The 21,146-nt window shown below is 39.3% G+C and carries 19 protein-coding genes and 2 pseudogenes; 8 read left to right on the forward strand and 13 right to left on the reverse strand.

All coding sequences use genetic code 11. From position 1 onward, the window contains the following. Nucleotides 1-33 precede the first annotated feature (33 nt). Both MTN97_RS02795 and MTN97_RS02800 read right to left on the reverse strand, forming a co-directional pair. Nucleotides 34-477, reverse strand: a complete 444-nt coding sequence (locus MTN97_RS02795; protein WP_248473637.1) for a GNAT family N-acetyltransferase — start codon at nucleotides 475-477, stop codon at nucleotides 34-36. Between the two features lie 52 nt (nucleotides 478-529). Further along, a complete protein-coding gene (locus MTN97_RS02800; RefSeq protein WP_013465509.1) occupies nucleotides 530-1,273 on the reverse strand; it encodes a sporulation protein in 744 nt (247 codons plus the stop codon). Between the two features lie 309 nt (nucleotides 1,274-1,582). Between MTN97_RS02800 and MTN97_RS02805 the strand changes: the two genes are divergently transcribed. Together MTN97_RS02805 and MTN97_RS02810 are read left to right on the forward strand one after the other, a co-directional pair. Further along, entirely contained in the window at nucleotides 1,583-3,154 is a 1,572-nt protein-coding gene (locus MTN97_RS02805) for a cation:proton antiporter family protein (RefSeq protein ID WP_248473638.1), read from the forward strand. 287 nt (nucleotides 3,155-3,441) lie between these two features. Beyond that, complete coding sequence (locus MTN97_RS02810; protein ID WP_036981828.1) at nucleotides 3,442-3,663, forward strand: DUF3820 family protein; 222 nt, start codon at nucleotides 3,442-3,444, stop codon at nucleotides 3,661-3,663. 107 nt (nucleotides 3,664-3,770) lie between these two features. Here MTN97_RS02810 and MTN97_RS02815 read toward each other — a convergent pair whose 3' ends face one another. The 6 genes and pseudogenes from MTN97_RS02815 to ilvY all read right to left on the reverse strand — a co-directional run bounded on the left by MTN97_RS02815 (nucleotide 3,771) and on the right by ilvY (nucleotide 9,109). After that, a complete protein-coding gene (locus MTN97_RS02815; protein WP_248473639.1) occupies nucleotides 3,771-5,006 on the reverse strand; it encodes an ATP-binding protein in 1,236 nt (411 codons plus the stop codon). 26 nt (nucleotides 5,007-5,032) lie between these two features. Further along, the gene (locus MTN97_RS02820) at nucleotides 5,033-5,725 is read right to left on the reverse strand and encodes a response regulator (RefSeq protein WP_036981824.1); all 693 of its coding nucleotides are present in this window, start codon (nucleotides 5,723-5,725) and stop codon (nucleotides 5,033-5,035) included. Between the two features lie 14 nt (nucleotides 5,726-5,739). Further along, nucleotides 5,740-6,105, reverse strand: coding sequence for a DUF3019 domain-containing protein (locus MTN97_RS02825; protein WP_036983411.1), 366 nt, complete (start codon nucleotides 6,103-6,105; stop codon nucleotides 5,740-5,742). 13 nt (nucleotides 6,106-6,118) lie between these two features. Beyond that, complete coding sequence (locus MTN97_RS02830) at nucleotides 6,119-6,958, reverse strand: MipA/OmpV family protein (protein ID WP_248473640.1); 840 nt, start codon at nucleotides 6,956-6,958, stop codon at nucleotides 6,119-6,121. A gap of 111 nt (nucleotides 6,959-7,069) precedes the next feature. Then, a pseudogene (locus MTN97_RS02835) lies at nucleotides 7,070-8,113 on the reverse strand (GGDEF domain-containing protein). 90 nt (nucleotides 8,114-8,203) lie between these two features. Continuing rightward, nucleotides 8,204-9,109 carry an HTH-type transcriptional activator IlvY gene (gene ilvY / locus MTN97_RS02840; RefSeq protein WP_248473641.1) on the reverse strand — a complete coding sequence of 302 codons (906 nt, stop codon included), beginning with the start codon at nucleotides 9,107-9,109 and terminating at the stop codon, nucleotides 8,204-8,206. A gap of 137 nt (nucleotides 9,110-9,246) precedes the next feature. Here ilvY and ilvC point away from each other — a divergent pair, with 137 nt between their 5' ends. From ilvC to MTN97_RS18085, 3 genes and pseudogenes are all read left to right on the forward strand, one after another. Beyond that, on the forward strand, nucleotides 9,247-10,719 hold the full coding sequence (gene ilvC, locus MTN97_RS02845; RefSeq protein ID WP_248473642.1) for a ketol-acid reductoisomerase: 1,473 nt from the start codon (nucleotides 9,247-9,249) through the stop codon (nucleotides 10,717-10,719). A gap of 155 nt (nucleotides 10,720-10,874) precedes the next feature. Beyond that, the gene (locus MTN97_RS02850; protein ID WP_248473643.1) at nucleotides 10,875-12,794 is read left to right on the forward strand and encodes a methyl-accepting chemotaxis protein; all 1,920 of its coding nucleotides are present in this window, start codon (nucleotides 10,875-10,877) and stop codon (nucleotides 12,792-12,794) included. A 76-nt stretch (nucleotides 12,795-12,870) separates the two neighbouring features. Further along, a pseudogene (locus tag MTN97_RS18085) lies at nucleotides 12,871-13,667 on the forward strand (hypothetical protein). A 342-nt stretch (nucleotides 13,668-14,009) separates the two neighbouring features. Here MTN97_RS18085 and MTN97_RS02870 read toward each other — a convergent pair. After that, nucleotides 14,010-14,351, reverse strand: coding sequence for a GIY-YIG nuclease family protein (locus MTN97_RS02870; RefSeq protein WP_248473647.1), 342 nt, complete (start codon nucleotides 14,349-14,351; stop codon nucleotides 14,010-14,012). A 106-nt stretch (nucleotides 14,352-14,457) separates the two neighbouring features. On the opposite strand from MTN97_RS02870, the gene MTN97_RS02875 reads away from it, so the two are divergent. After that, complete coding sequence (locus tag MTN97_RS02875; RefSeq protein ID WP_013465523.1) at nucleotides 14,458-14,817, forward strand: outer membrane protein assembly factor BamE; 360 nt, start codon at nucleotides 14,458-14,460, stop codon at nucleotides 14,815-14,817. 50 nt (nucleotides 14,818-14,867) lie between these two features. Here the strand turns inward: MTN97_RS02875 and MTN97_RS02880 are convergent, their stop codons facing one another. Together MTN97_RS02880 and MTN97_RS02885 are read right to left on the reverse strand one after the other, a co-directional pair. Next, nucleotides 14,868-15,191, reverse strand: coding sequence for an RnfH family protein (locus MTN97_RS02880; protein WP_036981810.1), 324 nt, complete (start codon nucleotides 15,189-15,191; stop codon nucleotides 14,868-14,870). Continuing rightward, complete coding sequence (locus tag MTN97_RS02885) at nucleotides 15,188-15,628, reverse strand: type II toxin-antitoxin system RatA family toxin (protein WP_013465525.1); 441 nt, start codon at nucleotides 15,626-15,628, stop codon at nucleotides 15,188-15,190. Before MTN97_RS02885 ends, MTN97_RS02880 begins: the two co-directional genes overlap by 4 nt. Before the next feature lie 148 nt (nucleotides 15,629-15,776). Here MTN97_RS02885 and smpB point away from each other — a divergent pair, with 148 nt between their 5' ends. Then, nucleotides 15,777-16,256, forward strand: coding sequence for an SsrA-binding protein SmpB (smpB, locus tag MTN97_RS02890; protein WP_013465526.1), 480 nt, complete (start codon nucleotides 15,777-15,779; stop codon nucleotides 16,254-16,256). Nucleotides 16,257-16,800: 544 nt separating this feature from the next. Then, the gene (locus tag MTN97_RS02895; protein ID WP_248473672.1) at nucleotides 16,801-19,404 is read left to right on the forward strand and encodes a TonB-dependent receptor; all 2,604 of its coding nucleotides are present in this window, start codon (nucleotides 16,801-16,803) and stop codon (nucleotides 19,402-19,404) included. A 63-nt stretch (nucleotides 19,405-19,467) separates the two neighbouring features. Here MTN97_RS02895 and MTN97_RS02900 read toward each other — a convergent pair whose 3' ends face one another. Both MTN97_RS02900 and fadR read right to left on the reverse strand, forming a co-directional pair. Then, on the reverse strand, nucleotides 19,468-20,073 hold the full coding sequence (locus MTN97_RS02900; protein ID WP_008109095.1) for a peroxiredoxin: 606 nt from the start codon (nucleotides 20,071-20,073) through the stop codon (nucleotides 19,468-19,470). A gap of 234 nt (nucleotides 20,074-20,307) precedes the next feature. Then, complete coding sequence (fadR, locus tag MTN97_RS02905; RefSeq protein WP_069438686.1) at nucleotides 20,308-21,021, reverse strand: fatty acid metabolism transcriptional regulator FadR; 714 nt, start codon at nucleotides 21,019-21,021, stop codon at nucleotides 20,308-20,310. Nucleotides 21,022-21,146 lie beyond the last annotated feature (125 nt).

Genomic DNA, 21,146 nt, shown 5'->3' on the forward strand with positions numbered 1-21,146 from the left:
CCCACATCAGTGGGCCTTTTTAGTGGAGCAATACTACTGCTTTAAAATCATATCTTGATGGGGTATACCATCTTCTAAATATTCATCACCAACACATTCAAAACCGAATGAACGATAAAAATTCAGTAGATAGGTTTGTGCGCCAATATAAATATCGCGAGTCGGCCATTGCGCCTTACAGCATGCTATTGCTTCATTGACTAACTGTTTGCCTAATCCAGAACTTCGCTGTGATTGAGCAACCAATACACGCCCTATCGCACTGTACTGAGCATCTTTTTCATAACAACGGGCATAGGCATATACTGTTTGCCCATCAAGTAAATAGACATGGCGTGTAGTGTCTGCGATATCGTGATCATCAAGTTCGGGGTAAGGACATGCTTGTTCTACAACGAATACGTCGACACGTTCACGCATGATTGAAAATAGGGTTTGGGAATCGAGCGCAGAGAATGGCTCACATTTAAACGCCATTTAAACACCTTTTTTATTGCAGGGGCTTACTTAAAGTAAACCCCTAAAGCGATTAAGCAAATAATCGTTCTAACTGATCACATAACTGCGATAAATTAACATGATCATGCTCTATGGTTAAATCAACATAGCCATCACTTCTAAACGCTCTGTCTAATTCAATTAATACATGGGTTTTATGTGCTTCAGGAATAAACGACAACTCTATTTCTTTTATGCCAAACAAACTGCGGCTATTAGGCTGATACTCAAGCTCTTGATAACACCCCGACACAGATTGAAAAGTAGGGGCACGTAAATGGCCTTGCTCTACATCGGCTTTAACTAAGCTAAAACCAAGCTTTTCCATCGCTTGCATGCATGTTTTAACCGCTTCATTAGGATAAATGTGTAAATGGTCTTTATCTGTTGGATCAAGCGCAAGGTCAATATCAAGGCCTGTTTCTAACCATACATAAGATTGATTATAACCTGCATTAATTTCAGTTATAGGCGTTTCTGAGTGTAAACGGGCTTCAAACGGAATAGTTCTTACTTCACCGGGCTCAATAATACCAATATCGGTAATGCGCCACTGGTCAATCACATGATTAGTGAAATAATCACCGTCTTCACTCGCCACTTTTACACGGGTAACTAACATTAAGTCTAAACCGGTAATTTCTTGGCTCACATCACCTGCAGTAATTACAATTTGCGCGTTAAATAATTGCCCTGGCTGAAGATGCTCGGTCTCTAAAATAGTATCTACTTTGGCGGCACCAATGCCTACCGATGCTAAAATCTTTTTAAACATATTTTCTCCTTAAGCTAAGCAACTCTAATGTTTGCTTACGCTTAAACTCCTTCGTTATGGCATCTTAACCACATTTAAAAGCTCTTGTCAGCGAAAAACTGCTATTTACATGCTGTTTACGATAAAACTAGCCATATATGTGCATTTTTTATACTTTGAAGCTACTTTACCTCTGCATAAACTGACAGTAGCAATCATTTGATAAATACTCTCTATCACGTAACTAACTGCGTTAAATAAATAGATTAATTGTCAATAAGCATTGTTTTTCGCTACACTACAGTGCCTAAAAAAGTGGTATTAATAACTATGGAACTAATTTATTTTGCTACCGCCTTCGTCTGCGGTTTTGGTATATACCAGCTAAAATTGCCGCCACTTATCGGCTTTCTTATGGCTGGATTTATTCTTAATTTAGCGGGTTATAAAAGCACGGAACTGCTGGAAACAATTGCATCTTTAGGGGTTACACTGCTACTTTTTAGTATTGGCCTCAAGCTTAAAATTTCAAATTTAATAAAACCTCAAGTCTGGGCTCCGGCCACCTTACATATTATTCTAAGCAGCGCTTTATTTAGTGGCTTTATGCTACTACTGGGTGTTTTTGCACTGCCATTATTCGTCGATTTAAGTTGGCAAAGTGCGCTGTTAGTTGGTTTTGCTCTGAGCTTTTCAAGCACCGTATTTGCGGTAAAAGTTCTTGAAGAGCGCGGTGAAATGGCAAGCCTGCACGGTAAAATAGCCATTGGTATTTTAGTTATGCAGGATATATTTGCGGTTATATTTTTAGCGGTCAGTACCGGTAAGTTGCCGAATATTTGGGCCTTAGGGTTAATTATTGCCTTACCTTTATTTCGCCCTGTTATGTACTGGGTTTTAAACCGCTCTAAACATGGTGAATTACTGCCGCTATTTGGGTTTTTCTTTGCCTTAGTAGCAGGTTATAACGCCTTTGAATTTGCAGGTCTCAAAGGTGATTTAGGTGCTTTGATTGTAGGTATGATGTTCGCACCACACAAAAAAGCCGGTGAATTGTCTAAGTCATTGCTTAGCCTAAAAGATATATTGCTAGTTGGCTTTTTCCTAAGCATTGGTTTAAGTGCAGAGCTTACTGCCCACTCCTTAGTCGTCGCTTTAGTGCTGGTATTAATTATTCCAATTAAAACCCTGCTTTATTACATACTAACCAACCTATTTAAACTTCGTGCGCGTACCTCTTTGTTAACAGCATTTAGCCTAGCTAACTTTAGCGAATTTGGTTTGATTGTGTGTGCAGTTGCCGCATCTACCGGCATGGTTACCTCTGAGTGGCTTGCTGTTATTGCGATTGCGGTGTCGATCACCTTTGTAATTGCTTCTCCTTTAAATAAACGCTCTAACGAGCTATACGTTAAAATTGAACGCTTTTTATTAAAGTTTGAAAGCAAAACCCGCTTAGCTGAAGAGCTCCCAGTAAACTTAAATGACACAAAAATTGTTATTTTTGGTATGGGTAGAATTGGCACAGGTGCCTATGAAACAATAAACGCAACTCATCCGGATGTTGTTGCAGGTATTGATATTAGGCCTGAGGTAGTTGATAAGCATGTAAAGCGAGGTCGCCGAGTATTAATTGCCGATGCCACCGATCCTGATTTTTGGCAACGTGTTAACCACTCCCACGTTGAAATGGTAATGCTAACTATGCCTAAGCACATGCAAAATATTTTTGCCTTAGAGCAATTACAAGCATCGGGTTATAAAGGACAAGTAACGGCGATTGCCAACTACCCCGATCAGCAAAAAGAATTAGAAGAAATGGGAATAGACTCTACTTACAACTTTTACTTAGAAGCAGGTAGCGGTTTTGCAGAGCATGTAAAGCAAACCCTGTTTCCTTAATAGGGTTTAGATGCAAATAGATTGCATTTACATTCCTTTACATCTGCGTATTTTATTGGTTTAAATATAAGGTAAAATGTCAGTGTTGGTTTAGTAAAGCTAATACCTAAGTGTGTATTTAAATAAAATATACACAACTGGACCCCTTGCTTTTAATTAACCAATAAGATTCTCAAATTAGAGGGCCTACTCCCTCTATCAATAGGCTGTTACTTGCCCGTTACAGCCTATTTTAATTCTTTATTATCCCTTACACTTAGCACCTCAATTCATAAAAGATGTCAATAATAGATCCTCAACAACTTAAAGTCGCTATTAATACCATTATGCCGTTTGGTAAATATGCGGGACGTCCCTTACTTTTGCTGCCTGAGCATTATTTAGTGTGGTTTAAACAGCAAGGCTTTCCTGATAGCAAGCTCGGCTCTCAACTTGCAATGATGTACGAAGTGAAGCTTAATGGTTTAGAGCAAATGTTGATGCCATTACTAGAAAAAAATAGTAAATAAAATAGAACTTTTCTATAAGTGGCCTGTCTATCTATTTGCTACTTGTTGATTTTTTGGTTTTAAACCGCAAAAAAGCGCCCTTAAGGCGCTTTTTTATTGTGTGGAATTTAGTTGTCGAGCGTAATAATAAACTTAGCCCCACCATGTGTTGAGTCTACAATTGCGCACTGCCCTTTATGCCATGACACAATTTTACTTACTATCGCCAGCCCTAGCCCAAACCCTCCGGTTTTTTTATCACGACTTTTATCTAAGCGCGTAAACGGCTTAAATACTTTTTCGCGCTCAGAGAAGACAATACCAGGGCCATCATCTTCAACCACTAACAGTAACTTTTCATCGGCAGTACTTAAACTAATATGTACACTTTTCGAGGCATGTTTAAGTGCATTACTGATTAAGTTTTGCAGCACCCGCGACATAAAATGACTATCGCATGAGTAAATAAATTGAGTGGGGAGCGTTGTTGTTAGTTTAATACGGGTATCAAAGTTTACTTTTTCAATATTAGTTTTAATTAATGCAACGATATCACAAGGCGCTAATTGTAAACTAGGTTGCTGTGTGTCTAAACGGGCGTATTCCAACATTTCAGATACCAAGGACTCAAGTTCATGAATATCCATTTGCATGTCAGATAAATAGTGCTGTGCTTTGGTATCATGGGTTTTATCCTCGAGTATTGCAATAGCAAACTTCAACCGCGCTAATGGCGTTCTAAATTCATGAGATACAGAAGAGGTGAGCTCTTGCTGAGCACTCAGTAAAAACTCAATACGTTGCTGCATTACTTGCAATGTATCGGTGATGGGTAAGAAGAATGACTTTGAGCCATCGCTTAATTGAAAATCTTGCGAGCCGCCCACTGCCTCGCATGCATGACTCAGCTTTGCAAAGTCTCGCCACAACAAAAAGCTCCACAAACCTATTGGTAAACTTATAATAAACAACACCAGTAAATACGGTAACACAGTCCCTGAGCTGCTGTGTTTAACACCTACAGGGCCTACTTGTAGCAATTGTGAATTATTTAGCGTTACATACCAAACGATACGCTGCTGTTTATCATATAAATAAAGGTAATGGTTTTGAAATAGTTGTGCTTGCTGTTCTGGTGGGAGCACCAGATCTTGCTGGGCAATGACTTGGCTATTAAAATTATGTTTAAGCTGCTCAAACCCATCTGGGGTTTGCGAAAGCAGCCATAAAGACTGCCCAAATTCGTCATCTAACAATACACTTTGCTGAGATTCATCATAGGGCCAAAACTGCTCTATAACACCACTAACAATAAACAAAGAGGCAATAATATACACGTAAAGGCTTATAAATAGCTTTCCCATTAACCTAGCCTAATACCTTGCATTTATTACATATCCCACGCATCTGATACAAATAAATAGCCTTGCCCCCACACCGTTTTAATACGGTATGGTTTATCACTGTTATCACCGAGCTTTTTACGAATACGTGATACACGAACATCCACCGTGCGGTCTAACCCGTCGTACTCACGCCCTATCATATGTTGATGGACATGCTCTCGACTGAGCACTTCACCAGCATTTGAAGCCAATAACCACAGCAATTCAAATTCATGAGAAGTCAGGACAATTTCAACACCGCTTAGCTTTACAATGCGGCTGGTTTTATCTATTGATAAATCACCAAATTGAAGTTCTTCAATCGCTTTAACATTTGGCTGTCCACGGCGAAGCAATGCACTAATTCGAGCAAGAAGTACACGCGGCTCTGCCGGTTTTATAACGTAGTCGTCAGCCCCGAGTTCTAAGCCTATGACTTGATCGAAGTCTTCACCCTTTGCTGTTAGCATTAAAATAGGGAGAGTGTATTTATCGCGTACTTGTCGACATACGCTAAAGCCATCTTTTCCTGGCAACATTACATCTAAAATGATCAAGTCGACGTGGTTTTCACTAAGATAAGGGAACACTTCGTCACCGCGTTCTAAAACGTCAACTTCTAAGCCATTATGCTCAAGATAGTCTTTGGTTAATTGTTGCAACCCTAAATCATCTTCAACAAGTAATATCTTTGGCATTTACTGCTCCTAAATTAAAAAAAGCTCCAAGGTGAGCGTAGCCGATGTTTTTTCTTAGCGTATGCGGTTTGCACTTCTATTTGCACACTCGCTAACGATACACCTGTATGGGGATTAATCAGGGAGTATATGGTCTCCACCTGAACACGCGCTTTATAACTAAGTTGGCCTTTTTTGACACCTTGCCAGCATTGCAATTGTGTATTTTGTTGGTATAAACACACATCGCTAGCGGCTGACAGTTGCCACTTAAATTTTAACTCAAGATCACAAAATTCTTGTTGTTCGGAAACCACACAGACTTTGGGTGATACGTTAAGTGAAGAGGCTTTTGCAACGCTAGCGTTGCTAAAAAATGAAGCTGCAAGCACAACCAACATAAAACACTTCATATTAAAATGTATGTTCGAATCCTATAAAGGCGGTCATTGAATAGTTATGTTCAAAAAGCGGGCTGCTATCCATTGCTGAATAATCATAATAGGCTAAATGAAAACGAAGCGCGTTGACTCCATCTACAGGCCAACGGGCGTCGATTTTAGCATAAGGTTGCCAACTACTACCAACTTCTATTTCACCGTGAATAGATTCAGCGCTATTTAAACCATAAAAGTAGTTATTTAGTTGGGTTGATTTGTAATTAACGCCTAACGTCGACTTTAACGTTAATTGCTTAAACTCATGGTGATATTGCCATTGCAACGATCCTCTGTAGCCATTATAAACACTGTTTACATCATGCAATAATTGCACAGAAAATACTTGCTGCTGCTTTACAAAAAAATAGCTTATACCGGCATCAAGTGCGACTCGTCTTTTTTGTATATTATTTATGTTTACTTGACGCGGTGAATCAGTGTGTAGCGATTCTAATATCTCGTTCTCAGCGGTTGTTTTAAAAGGGAAAATATTTTGTGGATGCCAATCAATAAAAAAGCGTGACTCAGGGTTAATTTCTGACACAAAACTAACGTTATGTTGTTTGCTTTGTAAAAAAGAATAACCAAGACGGCCATTATCAAAAAACCAATTTTGACCATAATAGGCCACTTGCGGAATAACAACTAAGGGGATGTTATCTGCACCATACAGAGGATTTGTGATCACCCCAGCACCAACACTCACACTAAGATTAAGCTCATCAGTGGATATATGTTGCTGCTTCTGAGCAATCGCATTAGTGTTTAATAGCACTAATAACAGGCATATGTTTATTCTCAGATGGAACCGCATGAAGTTAATCGCTAGTTTATAAAGTGGCTTTGACCCTATAGTAGCAAGTAGTATGAACACAAGCTCTAGAGGGTTACAATCATTAACAAATTTGATACAAACAGAACACGTTTACATATCGGCCGCTATTTCGACCCGATTACGACCATGGGTTTTAGCTAAATAAAGTGCTCTATCTGCCTTTTCAACCAATAAACAGCTCTTACTAGAAGGTTCCATTAAAGCAATGCCGAAACTGGCTGAAATATTACGTTTATTACTGTCTTCTTTTTTACGAATCGTCAATTTGGCAATGCTCAAACGAAGCTGATTACAAAATGCCATCGCATCATTAATGCTTTCAAAGTAACCCGTAATACAAAATTCTTCACCACCAAAACGATAAGCTCTGTATTGCTCTTGTACACTATTTTGCACTTTTTGAGCGACTAGCTTGAGTACCTCATCGCCTTTTTGATGGCCAAAATCGTCATTAAAACGTTTAAAATGATCAATATCGAACATAATCAACACCGCTAATTTACCGTGTTCATTTTGTGAAGAGGCGTTCAAACAAAACTCAACAATGTCTGTATCAAACTTACCGCGATTAAATAATTCGGTTAAGGAAATCTTTATCAACCGCTGCTTGGGTCACGCTAAGCACTTCTTTTAAATCTTTAATTTCGTTGTACGCTTGCGCTAATTAGGTTTGGAATCCACGGGCATAATCTTGCATCGCAATTGATTCGTCAGTTAGGCGCTCAACGCAAGAAAGGATCTCATTAAATGAGTTAATACTAGAGAGCGTTTTTAATTCATTTTGTGAATCAACTAACGAGGTAGTAAAGCTTTTCGAATATTGAATGGAGTCACTAAGATCAAACTGCATTTGCTCTACGGTGCCATGAAACCTTTCAGACATTTGTTGAAAAAATGCAAGCTCTTCGTCATTAATATGCTTATTAAAAATTTCTTGGGCGGTTTGAGCTGAATACGTATTGTGCAAAGAGATGACTTTATCAAGCTCTGTGTTTAGTTGTGGGTTGTCGCCCTGTACATAACAGTACCAAACAGCATAATTTATTGGCATTACAGGCATTTTGTATTTAACCATCAACGGAATGGCTTTTTTTAACACTGGGCAGAATGAGCAAGTGAAACCGTATTATCCATAATTAAAACTCTTAGACATCACAACAAAGATGTTGATAAACACATAAATATCAACGGTTTATATTAACATTTTTTTATCATCCAATAAGCCTATATTATGTTTTCCCCCATATTTTGTGCAATATTCCAAAGCGCACTAATAGCAGGGTCGTTTAGTTCTTTGTGTAATACAGCCAAACCAATTTTAAACCCTTGTGGTGGCTCGCCTTTATACTCTAAAACCTGAACCTTATCGTTAAGCGGACTATTATCGAGTACAATTTTTGGGATCATGGCCACGCCTAACCCTAAACTCACCATAGATACCATAGCTTCATGCCCTGCCACTTGCGCGTAAATTTTTCCTTGCACATTATTTTTTCGCCACCACTGCTCCAACCTTTGTCTTGAAAATCCTTGTTCAGCAACAATAAATTCAAGCTCAGACCAATCAATAGTTTCGCTACTAGTGGCTAATTTTTCTGTGATCGGACATTGAATAGTGGGTGCAATTAATACCAATGGCGAGTAGCCAATATCTACAAATGCAATTTGTGCAGGTAATTTACTGGGTCTGGCTGCAATGGCCATAGATTCATGTCCATCTAACACTCGGTTAATAGCCAAGGCGGGATCGCCCGTATTTAAGGTAATTTCAATATGCTGATGCTGAGCTCTCAGTTGCTCTAAAATATGATGCAAAAAACTGTAGGATGCAGTAACGGAGCAATAAAGGCTCACATTGCCATAAATATGTTGTTGCGGTTCGTTTAAATTAGCCTTAAAGCGCTGCCAATTATTAAGCGTAGCACTGGCATACTCCTTAAATGCAACGCCTTCGCGGGTAAGCTTTACACTGCGATTATCACGCTGGAATAACATCACCCCTACTTCATCTTCTAACTGCTTAATATTACGACTTAAAGTGGGCGCACTTATGTGGCATAACTCACTGGCACGAGAGAAATGAAGCGTTTTTGCCAACGCCAAAAAGTAATTTAAATGCTTATGATCCATAACAACACCAGTATTTCATATTATGAAACACTTTAATTCAAATATATCATTTTACGCAAGAAAAGATTTTCCATATTGTTATTCCAAGCAAAGCAAAAGCAATGCATCTAACAAACTGAATTAATAGGAAACTTATCATGGCAAATTATTTTAATAGCTTACCTTTACGCGAACAATTAGCGCAATTGGCACAATGTGAATTTATGGGCGCAGACGAATTTAACGACGGTGTTGCTGCACTTAAAGGTAAAAAATTGGTAATTGTAGGCTGTGGCGCACAGGGCCTAAATCAAGGCTTAAACTTACGTGATTCTGGTTTAGATGTAGCCTATACACTACGTGATTCAGCCATTGCTGAGCGTCGTCAGTCATTCTTAAATGCATCTGACAATGGTTTTAAAGTGGGTACATATGAAGAGTTAATCCCAACAGCCGATGTAGTACTTAACTTAACACCTGATAAACAACATACTGCAGTTGTTAATGCCATCATGCCATTAATGAAACACGGCTCAACCCTTGCCTATTCACATGGCTTTAATATTGTTGAAGAAGGCATGCAAGTTCGTGAAGACATTACCGTTATTATGGTTGCACCAAAATGCCCGGGGTCAGAAGTACGTGAAGAGTATAAACGCGGCTTTGGCGTACCTACATTAATTGCGGTTCACCCAGAGAATGATCCTCAGGGCCATGGCTTGGCACAAGCAAAAGCCTATGCAGTAGGTACAGGTGGTCATCGCGCGGGGGTACTTAAATCATCATTTATCGCTGAAGTGAAATCTGATCTGATGGGCGAGCAAACTATTTTATGTGGCATGCTACAAACTGGCTCTATTTTATGTTTTGACAAAATGATTGAAAAAGGAATTGATGCCGGTTACGCCTCAAAACTTATTCAATATGGCTGGGAAGTGATCACAGAAGCACTTAAATATGGCGGTGTGACAAACATGCTTGACCGCTTATCAAACCCTGCAAAGATTAAAGCGTTTGAGCTAAGTGAAGAGCTTAAAGTAATTATGCGCCCTCTTTATAACAAACACCAAGATGACATTATCGATGGCACATTTTCACGTGTAATGATGGAAGACTGGGCAAATGATGACGCTAACTTACTAAAATGGCGTGCTGAAACTGCAGAAACTCATTTTGAAAAAACCCCTGCAGGCGATGTAGAAATTGCTGAGCAAGAATTTTTTGACCACGGTATTTTAATGGTGGCAATGGTAAAAGCAGGTGTAGAACTGGCATTTGAAACCATGACAGCGGCCGGTATTATTGCAGAATCTGCCTATTATGAGTCACTGCATGAAACGCCGCTGATAGCCAATACTATTGCACGCAAAAAGTTATTTGAAATGAACCGCACTATTTCAGATACCGCTGAGTACGGCTGCTATTTATATAACCATGCCTGTTTGCCGCTTCTACAAGAATTTATGCAAGGTATTGATACTGATGTTATTGGTAATGGCTTAAATGAGCAAAGTAATCAAGTTGATAACCAAACTTTAATTCAAATAAATACGGCTCTACGTGAGCACCCTGTTGAGAAAGTAGGCGCAAAATTACGCGGCTACATGTCTGCAATGAAAAAAATAGTTTAACCCAAGGGTCCTAAAACTCTCACTTGTTAGAAACCAAGCCCACTTGCATTTTGCTGTGGGCTTTTTTAAGTGCAAATTAATCATCAATAGCTGAAAATAAATAATGTGCTAAAATAATTCCTCTCATTGCCTCAGTTGTAAATATAAGCATTATCATGACGATACAAAATCTCTCTATTACTCAAAAAATAACAGCGCTTGGAAGCATTATTGCTATTTGTGTTGCTGTATTAATTGGTTTGACGTCTTTGCATAACTCAAAAAATATTATTGAGCAACGCATGATCGAATCAGAACTGCCAAGTAAATTACAAACAATAAGTAATCACATTGGTGGCGAGATCAATGAACTTCTTGGGGCTGCAAAGCAACTTTCGGCCAATACCTATATTTTAAATTGGGCAAATACTGGCAACAACAACGACACGCTATTACTTAAAGAGCTCAATCGCTTGGTTGATCAATACAATCTTGCCACGGCTTCGTGGGCGAATAAAAACACCGCACAATATTGGAACCAAGATGGCTTTTTACGTGTTTTAAAAAATGATGCCGCAGATGGCTGGTTTTTTGCTTTTACTCAATCAAAGCAACCTTACTCAATTAGTATTTATCAAGAGTCTGAAAACGATGTAAAAATGTTTGTTAACCACCAACAGCCTAATGGTTTAGGCTTGGCAGGCTTAGCAAAAAGCATTACAGATATGCAAAAGCTGCTACAACAATTTAAAATTGAGCAATCAGGGTTTGTGTTTATTGCCGATAAAAACGGCTTAATACAGTTACATAAAGATGCAGACAAAGTCGCTAAGGTGAATATAGATAGTATTTACAGCGCTAATATTCATAACAAATTACTTGATAAAAATGGCTTCGCTTTAGAGGAAGTAAATATCAACGGGCAAGCCACACTCATTGCAGCTACACCGATTAAAAACACTGACTTATTTGTATTAGCTCAAGTCCCAAAAAGCGAAGTGTTTTCTAGTGTAAATATCCTAGAGTGGCAAATATTCACCTTCACTATCATCACTGCGCTAATCGCAAGCGTGATCAGTTACTTATTAGCTCGCTCTTTAGCTTCACCGTTATCAACAATGGCTGAGCTATTTTCGCGTTTAGGGCGTGGCGATGCAAACTTAGCCTATCGCTTACCAACATCTCCCCAACCTGAGCTAAATAATTTAACCACCGGCTTTAATCAATTTATTGAAAAAATAGAAACCGCTATTGTGCAAGTAGCCAATGAAAGCCATGGAATTCGCCACAGCTCAGATCATGTATTTGCGCAAGCCAAGCAAAACTCCTTAGCCCTTGATAAGCAAAAAGAGCAAACTATTTCAGTTGCAGCAGCCATTAATGAAATGGGCGCTACAGTGCAAGAAATAGCGCAAAGTGCTGCCAATGCAGCTAAGTTAACCAACGATAGCCGCGATAACACCAAGCAAAGCCATCAACAAGTGTTACACAGCCAAACGACAATCTCAGCCCTTGCCAGCGACATTGACGGCATAACCGAGCAAGTTGCTTTACTTTCTAAAAAGACTATTGATATCGCTAGTATTGTGGATTCAATTAGAGGTATATCTGAACAAACCAACTTATTGGCACTTAATGCAGCTATTGAGTCTGCCCGAGCTGGTGAACATGGACGAGGCTTTGCTGTCGTTGCTGATGAAGTAAGAGCACTTGCAAATCGTACGTCGCAATCAACCACTGAAATTCAATCTATGATTGAAGAGCTCACTCAAATTTCAGATGATGTTGTAAATGATATCAGCCAATCAAAAAATAAAGCCCAACAAAGCGTTAGCGCAATGCAAAACTCGGTTGAGTTACTTAATAACATTACTGAAACAGCCAATGAAATTAACGATATGGCAACTCTAATTGCCACCGCTACAGAACAGCAAAATAGCGTTGTGAATGATGTGGGTCGTAGTATTGAGCAAATAAGTGAGATCAGTGATAAATCAATGAGTGAACAAATCAATACCGAGCAAGCAATTCGTGATTTAGCCACCAGCGCACAAACACTTGATGCACTCGTTGCTACGTTTAATCAGCAACGTTAAATAGAGTGTTACATTAAAAAATAACCTCTGTACAAAATAACCACTATACTTAAGTGTTTTTTGTACAGAGGTGTATATGAATGCTCTCCAAGGTAAACATTATTTACTGATTGTGCCTGATGGCTCTTTGTGCTTGTAGCACCACAGATAACGCCAATATAAGTGTGCCAATCCCCACTATTACTCCTCCCATGCAATTACAACAGCAGCTTGTAGAGTCTGAGCAACAAATATTTCAACACGACGACGGCCTCAAACAGCAATTAAATGCTTACGTACAATCGAGTAAATCAGTTGATGAAATTACCTATAGTGTACTTAGTTTTTTACTCACAAAGGTGATAACTCACTATCTTATCAATCTACCAGCACTCAAACTGCGTCACAAAGCTATCAAAATTTAAATGCCAATTGTCTTTCACTCTCTATTTTAGCGTATAGCTTGGCCGAACATTTAGGCCTTAAGGCCCGCTTTCAAAAAGTACACATTCCGGAGTATTGGTCACTAAATCAGGGGTTTAATTTACTCACTGGGCATATCAACCTTGCCATAGACAATAAAACGAAACTCAAAGACAGCTCACTTGTTTATCAGCGTAATAAGCGTTTAATTATTGATTTTGACCCCAATAGCCGACAAGCCCGTTTTGCAACCTCATTGCTTTCAAAAAAAGGGTAACCGCCATGTCACCAACCTTACATGAAAGCCACTTTGGACTGGCGCGAAGTTACTTTGAGTTAAATAATATAGCTAGGGCGGAATTTCATTTGCGTAAAGCCAGAAAAAAAGCAGACTTTACACATGACAAACAACGCTATGATAATAAACTCATCGCATTAAAATCACTTATCGTTAAGGCGAATCATTATTAAATTATTTAGTTTAACCTGCATTGTATTTTTTATAAGTTGGAGTGGACTCTCAAAGCCGATTGAGCCGCAGTTATTCACTGATTTAACAACGCTAACCAGCTCTAAATTAGCAGGAAGAAAAACGAATAGTCACTCGGCTTTACTCACCAGAGAATATTTAAAAGCACGCTTTAAAGAGCATCAACTAACGGTTATTGAACAACCTTTTACTTATCCATCAGGGCTGTTTTCTAAGGCGCAAGGCGTAAATATTGTTGCGACCAAAACAGCAAAAAATACGCTCGAAAATATTAACACTACTCTTTATCAAGAAGCGGTATTGCTAATTGAGGCATTTATTAATCAGCTTTTGACAAACCCTGAGGTATTCAGTCCCCCCTTAAAAGCAGCAACGTAAGCCTCTTTTTTTGCCCGTGGAAGTTTTTTAATCGCATATTCTAATTTACTTGCGTCGCTTTTAGTCCCAACTTGTTGCTGATGAATGAGCACCAGCGGTCCTTTCCCTTTGAGGTTTTTTGCCCCTTTACCCGCTTGGTGCGTTGCTAAACGACGCGCTACATCAACTGTAATGCCGGTATACCAATGACCAAACCGTGTTTGCACAATATACAGTGACCAAACAGCCGGTTTACTTTTATTATTGCACAACTCATCGTTTAAACTTTTTTGATTATTAATGGTCAAAACCTCGCCTTAACGCGCTAAACAAAAACAATTACTCAAAAGGGTTTTACCTTGAGTGACTAATCGGTATCATGCAGATCATAAAAAATAAGGATCACAACTAACAATGCAGTCGTTAAAAACTTTTTCTCTTTGGCTTATTGTCGCTTTAACGCTTAGTTCAGCCGCAGGTTGTTCTAGCTGGGTGTACAGAATCAACATCCCTCAAGGTAACTTTTTAGAACAATCAGACGTTGATAAGCTTCGCGTTAATATGACTCGCGAGCAAGTAATTTATGTACTAGGCAGACCGATTGCCGAAGACGCCTTCGATAAAAATACTTGGCGTTACGTTTACAGCTTTAATAAAGGGCGCGCTAATGAACAATATAAATCATTAGTATTAAACTTTGAAAATGAAAAGTTGGTAACGGTATCTGGTGACTATGAGCAACCAGAAAACTTTACAACCCCTTTAGAGCAATAAGTCATTTGGGTTTAATTTAAAAAGGTGAGCATGGCTCACCTTTTTTGTATCTAGCGTTCTAACGGTCGGCCACCAGTTACTTTATTTGCGCGGCCCTCTTCTTTGGCTTTTTCGGCGCGCTTTCTGCGGGCATCTTTAGGGTCGGCAATTAATGGGCGGTAAATTTCAACTCTATCGCCGTCTTTAAGCTCATGATTAAGCTTTACCGTTCTGTTCCATACACCTAAAGTTAAAGCGGTTGCATCAATCTCAGGGCACTTCTTAATAATACCTGATTGGATCACTGCTTGCTCTGCGGTGGTACCTTGGAATACTTCTATATTTAACGTGGTTGCTTTCGTTGGCAACGCAAACACAATTTCAATATTGATCATGCACGCTCTCCATATACCGCTTTTGCACGTTGAGTAAAGGCACTCACCATATTTTTAGCCACATCATTAAAAATTTTACCAAACGCAAGCTCTATTAACTTACTAGAAAATTCAAAGTCTAGCTGTAAATGTACTTTGCACGCATGCGCATCTAATTGCTGAAAATGCCAACGACCTTGTAAGGTTTTAAAAGGCCCATCAACTAAGCGAAGCATCACCGTTTGCTCATCAATTAGCGTATTTTCAGTGGTAAACCATTTTTTTATGCCGGCTTTAGATATTTCTAAACTGGCGGTCATGTTATTATCATGCTGCTTAATAATTTTTGAGTCTGAACAATTAGGTAAAAACTGCGAATAAGCTTCTACATCATTGACTAGATCAAACATCTCTTTAGTGCTGTACATAACCAGCGCACTTTTTTCTATTTGTGGCATACTCACTCCCAACTGTGTGCAGGAATTTTAGCAAGCTTTGTGCGTTTCCCCAAACTTTCATCGCGCTTAAATGAATCCTTCGCTTTTGCATGTATAATTTAAAAAAATCGATGTAAAACATCTCGTATAACGTATATTATAGGGCACTATGGCTAAGAAAAATTCATCAAAATCGACAAGTAATACCATCGCGCTAAATAAAAAAGCGCGACACGAGTATTTTTTACACGACAAGTTTGAAGCAGGTATTGAACTCCAAGGCTGGGAAGTAAAAAGTATCCGAGCAGGTAAAGTAAATATCTCTGAAACTTATATTCATCTTAAAAACGGTGAAGCGTTTTTATTAGGCAGCACAATCCAGCCTTTAAATAGTGCATCAACCCATGTTATTTGCGACCCGCTGCGTTATCGTAAATTATTACTAAGCAGACGTGAACTTGACCGTTTGGTTGGTGCAACCGAGCGTGATGGTTATTCATTAATTGCCACAGCTATGTATTGGAAAAAATGCTGGGTAAAGCTTGAATTCCATTTAGCGAAAGGTAAGAAAATGCATGACAAACGTGAAGACGGTAAAAATAAAGATTGGTCCCGTGAAAAAGAACGCTTAATGAAACATAAAGTTTAAATAAAAACGCCTAACATCATGTTAGGCTTTTTTTTGTTAAATTTTTAGGAAAACACAAATTATTACAAATTAAAGTCGCTCGGCGTTTTGTTTATCAATAATAACTAAATCACGTTACAGCGCCAAATAGCGAGCATCCTATCGTTTACCTTTATTGAGAATAATCAGTACATATTAGTGCAGATAACAAAATCATCTTTGCGGCCAATTGCTAACATTTAAGTTACATGGTATTAATAATTAGACTTGTAAAACAAGTAAATTATAACATATCAACAAGGACTTAAGGATACATACCAACCCTTTATAGAAAATGGACGCTCAGCGAGAATTTAAAAGTACTTAGGCAAGGCATTTGAATGAATTAAGAGTGGCTCTCTTTAAAATTCAAAAAACGCAGTTTAAGCACTTTTAAAACTCGCCCTATGGGAGAGCATCTGCAGAACTTTCTCTGCGTTACCACTCTTCGTAATAGAAACCACTATTACATCATCATGGCGCCTTGATAAAATCCAGCAGAACGCTCTCTGAGCAAACATTTTCTATGATGGGTTGGTATCGCTCAATTGCATTTACACCAAGCTTAATCATCGGTGCTACTATCGCATTGTCAGCAGGTTTTAGCACAACGACTTATGCTGCACAGCAAACTGCAGAAAAAGTAGAACGTATTCAAGTAACAGGCTCTCGTATCAAGCGTTCGGACATCGAAGGCCCGTCTCCAGTACAATCTATTAATAAAGAAGACATCGAAAACATGGGTTATGACAACCTACAACAGCTTCTTGAAAGAATGCCTGTTGCAGGTAATGGTACCTTTTCAACTCGTGGTAATAACCAAGACTCAACCGCAAATGGCTCAGCTGCCGTCAGCCTTCGTGGCTTAGGCGCCGATGCTACCTTGGTACTTATTAATGGTCGTCGTGTTGCAATCAGCGCATTTGCTGAAGGGATCACCAACTCATTCGTTGATATCAACAGTATTCCTGTTTCAGCAATCGAACGTATTGATATTTTAAAAGATGGCGCCTCAGCAATCTATGGCTCTGATGCTGTAGCGGGTGTTGTAAACGTTATCTTGAAAAAAGATATTGACGGTATTGAAGTAAACTTAGGTTACGGCGGCACAGATGGCCCTAACTATGAAGAAACTACAGCCAGTATTGTTTGGGGTACTACTAGTGCAAAAAGTAGCGCATCCGTTATTATTGATTACTTTAAAAACACCTCTTTATCATCAGATGAAATGGGGCGCTTAGGTACTGCTAACCAGTCTCCATATGGTGGCATGGATTTTCGTTCATCACGTGGTTTCCCTGGCTCATTCGATGTAAATGGTGTTCAAAAGCCAGATCCTAGCTGTCCTACTGACCAAATAAGTAGCAGTAACAGCTGTGTTTTTGATTATGGTCCATTCGGCTATATTGCCCCGGCATCAGAACGTGTGGGCGCAATTTCACAATTTGAATACCGCTTTGACAATGGCATAACGGGCTTCTTAGAAATGGCTGTACAGCATAACAGCTCAGTTGCAGCGGGTGCGCCAACGCCACTTGATAAAGATGCGGGTTTAACAGTACCAGGGAGTCACCCTAATAATCCATTTGGACAAGATGTAGGGATTAATTATTTTAGAACTGTCGATGCAGGTGCGCGTCAGTGGGATATCGAATCTGACACGATACGTTTTGTAGCAGGCTTACGAGGCGAATTTAACGATTGGAGCTGGGAAACAGCGGTACAAAAAGGTCGTAGTAAGTCGTTACAAACAGGCGATCGCTCACAAGGTTGGGTACGCACCGACTTCTTACAACAAGAAATTGACGCTGGTAACTACAACCCATTTGGTGGCACTTACAATGATCCTGCAGTAATCGATAGAATCACTACGAGCTTAGTTCGTCAAGGCGAGTCTCATATGACGTCGTTCGATGCTAACATCTCAGGTGAAGCATTTAACTTTGGTGATGATGTTGTCATGATGGCGGCCGGTATTGAGTACCGCGAAGAGGACGTAACGGATACGCCAGATGATCAATTTCAACGTGGATTAATCTTTGGGACCGAAGCCGTTTCAGCTGCCGCAGAGCGCGACCAATACGCTGCCTATATTGAGTTTTCAATTCCACTTACGGAAAACTTAGAGCTACAACTTGCGGGTCGTCACGATGATTACAGTGACTTTGGTACCACCACAAACCCTAAAGTCGCTTTACGCTGGGCACCTACCGATGAAATCACAGTTCGTGGCTCTTGGGCGCAAGGCTTTAGAGCACCTTCACTTGCACAAGTAGGTTTAGGGCCATCAGAAAAGAGTCAGTTCTTTATCGATAATTACCGTTGTGACGCAACGGGTAAAGATTGTGATGCACTAGATTACAACATTGAATTTGCCGGTAACCCTGACTTAGAGGCTGAAGAGTCTGAATCTTGGAATGTCGGCTTTATTTGGGCACCTACAACTGACTTTGGTTTGAGTGTAGATGTATGGAGTATCACCCAAGACAATAAAATTGATGAGCAAGAGTTTGGTCCAATTTACAACTCAGAGTGTAATAACCAAAACAGTACCGTATGTGTTCGCTTACCTCCATCAGGTACAGACAGCCTAGGAACTATTCAAAAGATTTTCAGTACTTTTGAAAATGTATCATCACAAGAAGTTTCTGGCGTTGATATTTCAGCAAATTACAACCACTCACTGGATGATTTAGGCTTACTAAAATTCAATTTAGAATGGGCTTACCAAGATAAATTTGAAAAAGATGGCCGCGATTACACTGGTGAATATGGTTACCCAGAGCATCGCTGGATTTTCTCAACTAACTGGGAAATTGGTCAGTTCAACACAAACATGAACATTAGTTATGTAGGTGAGTTTGAAGATACGCCAGATATCGATTTCGATGGCAACTTAGACTTCGATAGTAATACATCACGTACTGTTGATTCTCAAGTATTGGTTGATTTACAAACATCATACCGTATTACTGAGTCAGCAAAGGTATCGCTAGGTGTGAACAACTTATTTGATGAAGAGCCACCGTTTGCAATTGGTGACGGTGATTCAGATCTGTATGGTTACGCATCGGGTGTACATAACCCTCGAGGTCGTTATATTTACACTAAAGTGAGCTTTTCGTTTTAATTAAAAAGCAATGAAAAAAACCGCCAATATGGCGGTTTTTTTATCTTAAACTAAAGAGCTAAATTATAGCTCGCCTTCGTTTTCAGATAAGAATTTAGCTACGCCTTCAGGGCTTGCGTCCATTCCTTTTTTACCTTCAGTCCAACCAGCAGGACATACTTCGCCGTGCTCGCTGTGGAATGCTAGTGCATCAACCATACGGATCATTTCGTCGATGTTACGACCCAGTGGTAAATCGTTCACTACTTGGTGACGTACGTTACCTTCTTCGTCGATTAAGAAAGAACCACGAAATGCAACGCCGGCTTCTGGGTGCTCAACGTCGTATGCTTTACAGATTTCGTGTTTAACGTCTGCAACTAGTGCGTATTGAACTTTACCAATACCGCCGTCTGCTACAGCCGTGTTACGCCATGCGTTGTGTGAGAACTGTGAATCGATTGAAACACCAATTACTTCTACACCACGTTTTTGGAATTCTGCATAACGCTTATCAAAAGCAATAAGCTCAGAAGGACATACAAAAGTGAAATCTAGTGGGTAGAAAAAGATTACTGCTTTTTTACCTTTGATTTTTTCGTGAAGGTTATAGCTATCTACAATCTCACCGTTACCTAGAACAGCTGCAGCGGTAAAGTCTGGTGCCTGGCGGCCTACTAATACACCCATTTTATTCTCCAAATATTTTGAGTTTATTGTCAATTGCTTACGCAATACTGATTACTAATATGGGCACTAATTTTAAAATTACAATAGCAACCATATTTAATTAAACGCTATTCTATGGGTATCAAAAATAAATTAACAATCGTATTTATAGATAGCATCGTTCTAAAATAGCGAACGCTTGATAAATGGACTGATTTTTAATCATAAAAAAACCTGCTTAAAGCAGGTTTTTTACTAATCCATAATATCGCTAGGCATATCACCGCGAATATGTTGCCATATTTCACCGGTTTGATGACCATATTTACGCATCATGAATATTGCACCATCGTGCTCTTTATTCTCAGCAAGCTTTGTTAAGTCTTTATAAAACTGGCGTGCAAGCTCGCGAGTGCGAGGATCTGAAAAGTAATGACAACCAATCTTAGAATAAAAACCTTTAAAGCCATTAAGGATGAGCACATAAATGCGATTGTTACCGGCAACAGCTAATTCATGATGAACTTTATAATCATAATCTGCAAACGCTTGCGCGCTGTCTTCTAATTCTTCGCTTTGTGATAAAATTTCGATAACACGCTCTGGTGCAAGTTTTATAGCTGCACGGGTATAAATTGCGCTGATATTAGTACGTGCTGAAAGTAACTGATCGGTTAGCTCTGGCATTTTATCTTCATCTAAACGTGCCAGTGTTTCAAGGATATTTAATCCTGAGGTTTCCCAAAAGTTATTAACGCGAGTAGGTTTACCATGTTGTATTGTTAACCAACCGTCTCTGGCTAATCGTTGTAATACTTCACGTAATGTGGTTCTAGTAACACCAATTAACTCTGAGAGTTCACGCTCAGCAGGCAGAATTGAACCTGGAGGAAAATCACCATTCCAGATTGACTCTACTATGTATTCCTCAGCAAATCCTGCTGGGCTTTTCGCTTTAAAAATTCTCATTCAATTCCTACTCGAATTAATTCACATCACATCGCTACATACGATTAACTGACTGATTGTACCAGACAAGCCACAACTAACAAGTAAAGTAAGTTAAATTACCTAGGTATGTGATTAAAAAGGCA

This window comes from Pseudoalteromonas sp. 2CM36K (assembly GCF_023161865.1).
GTDB classification, from domain to species: Bacteria; Pseudomonadota; Gammaproteobacteria; order Enterobacterales; family Alteromonadaceae; genus Pseudoalteromonas; species Pseudoalteromonas tetraodonis.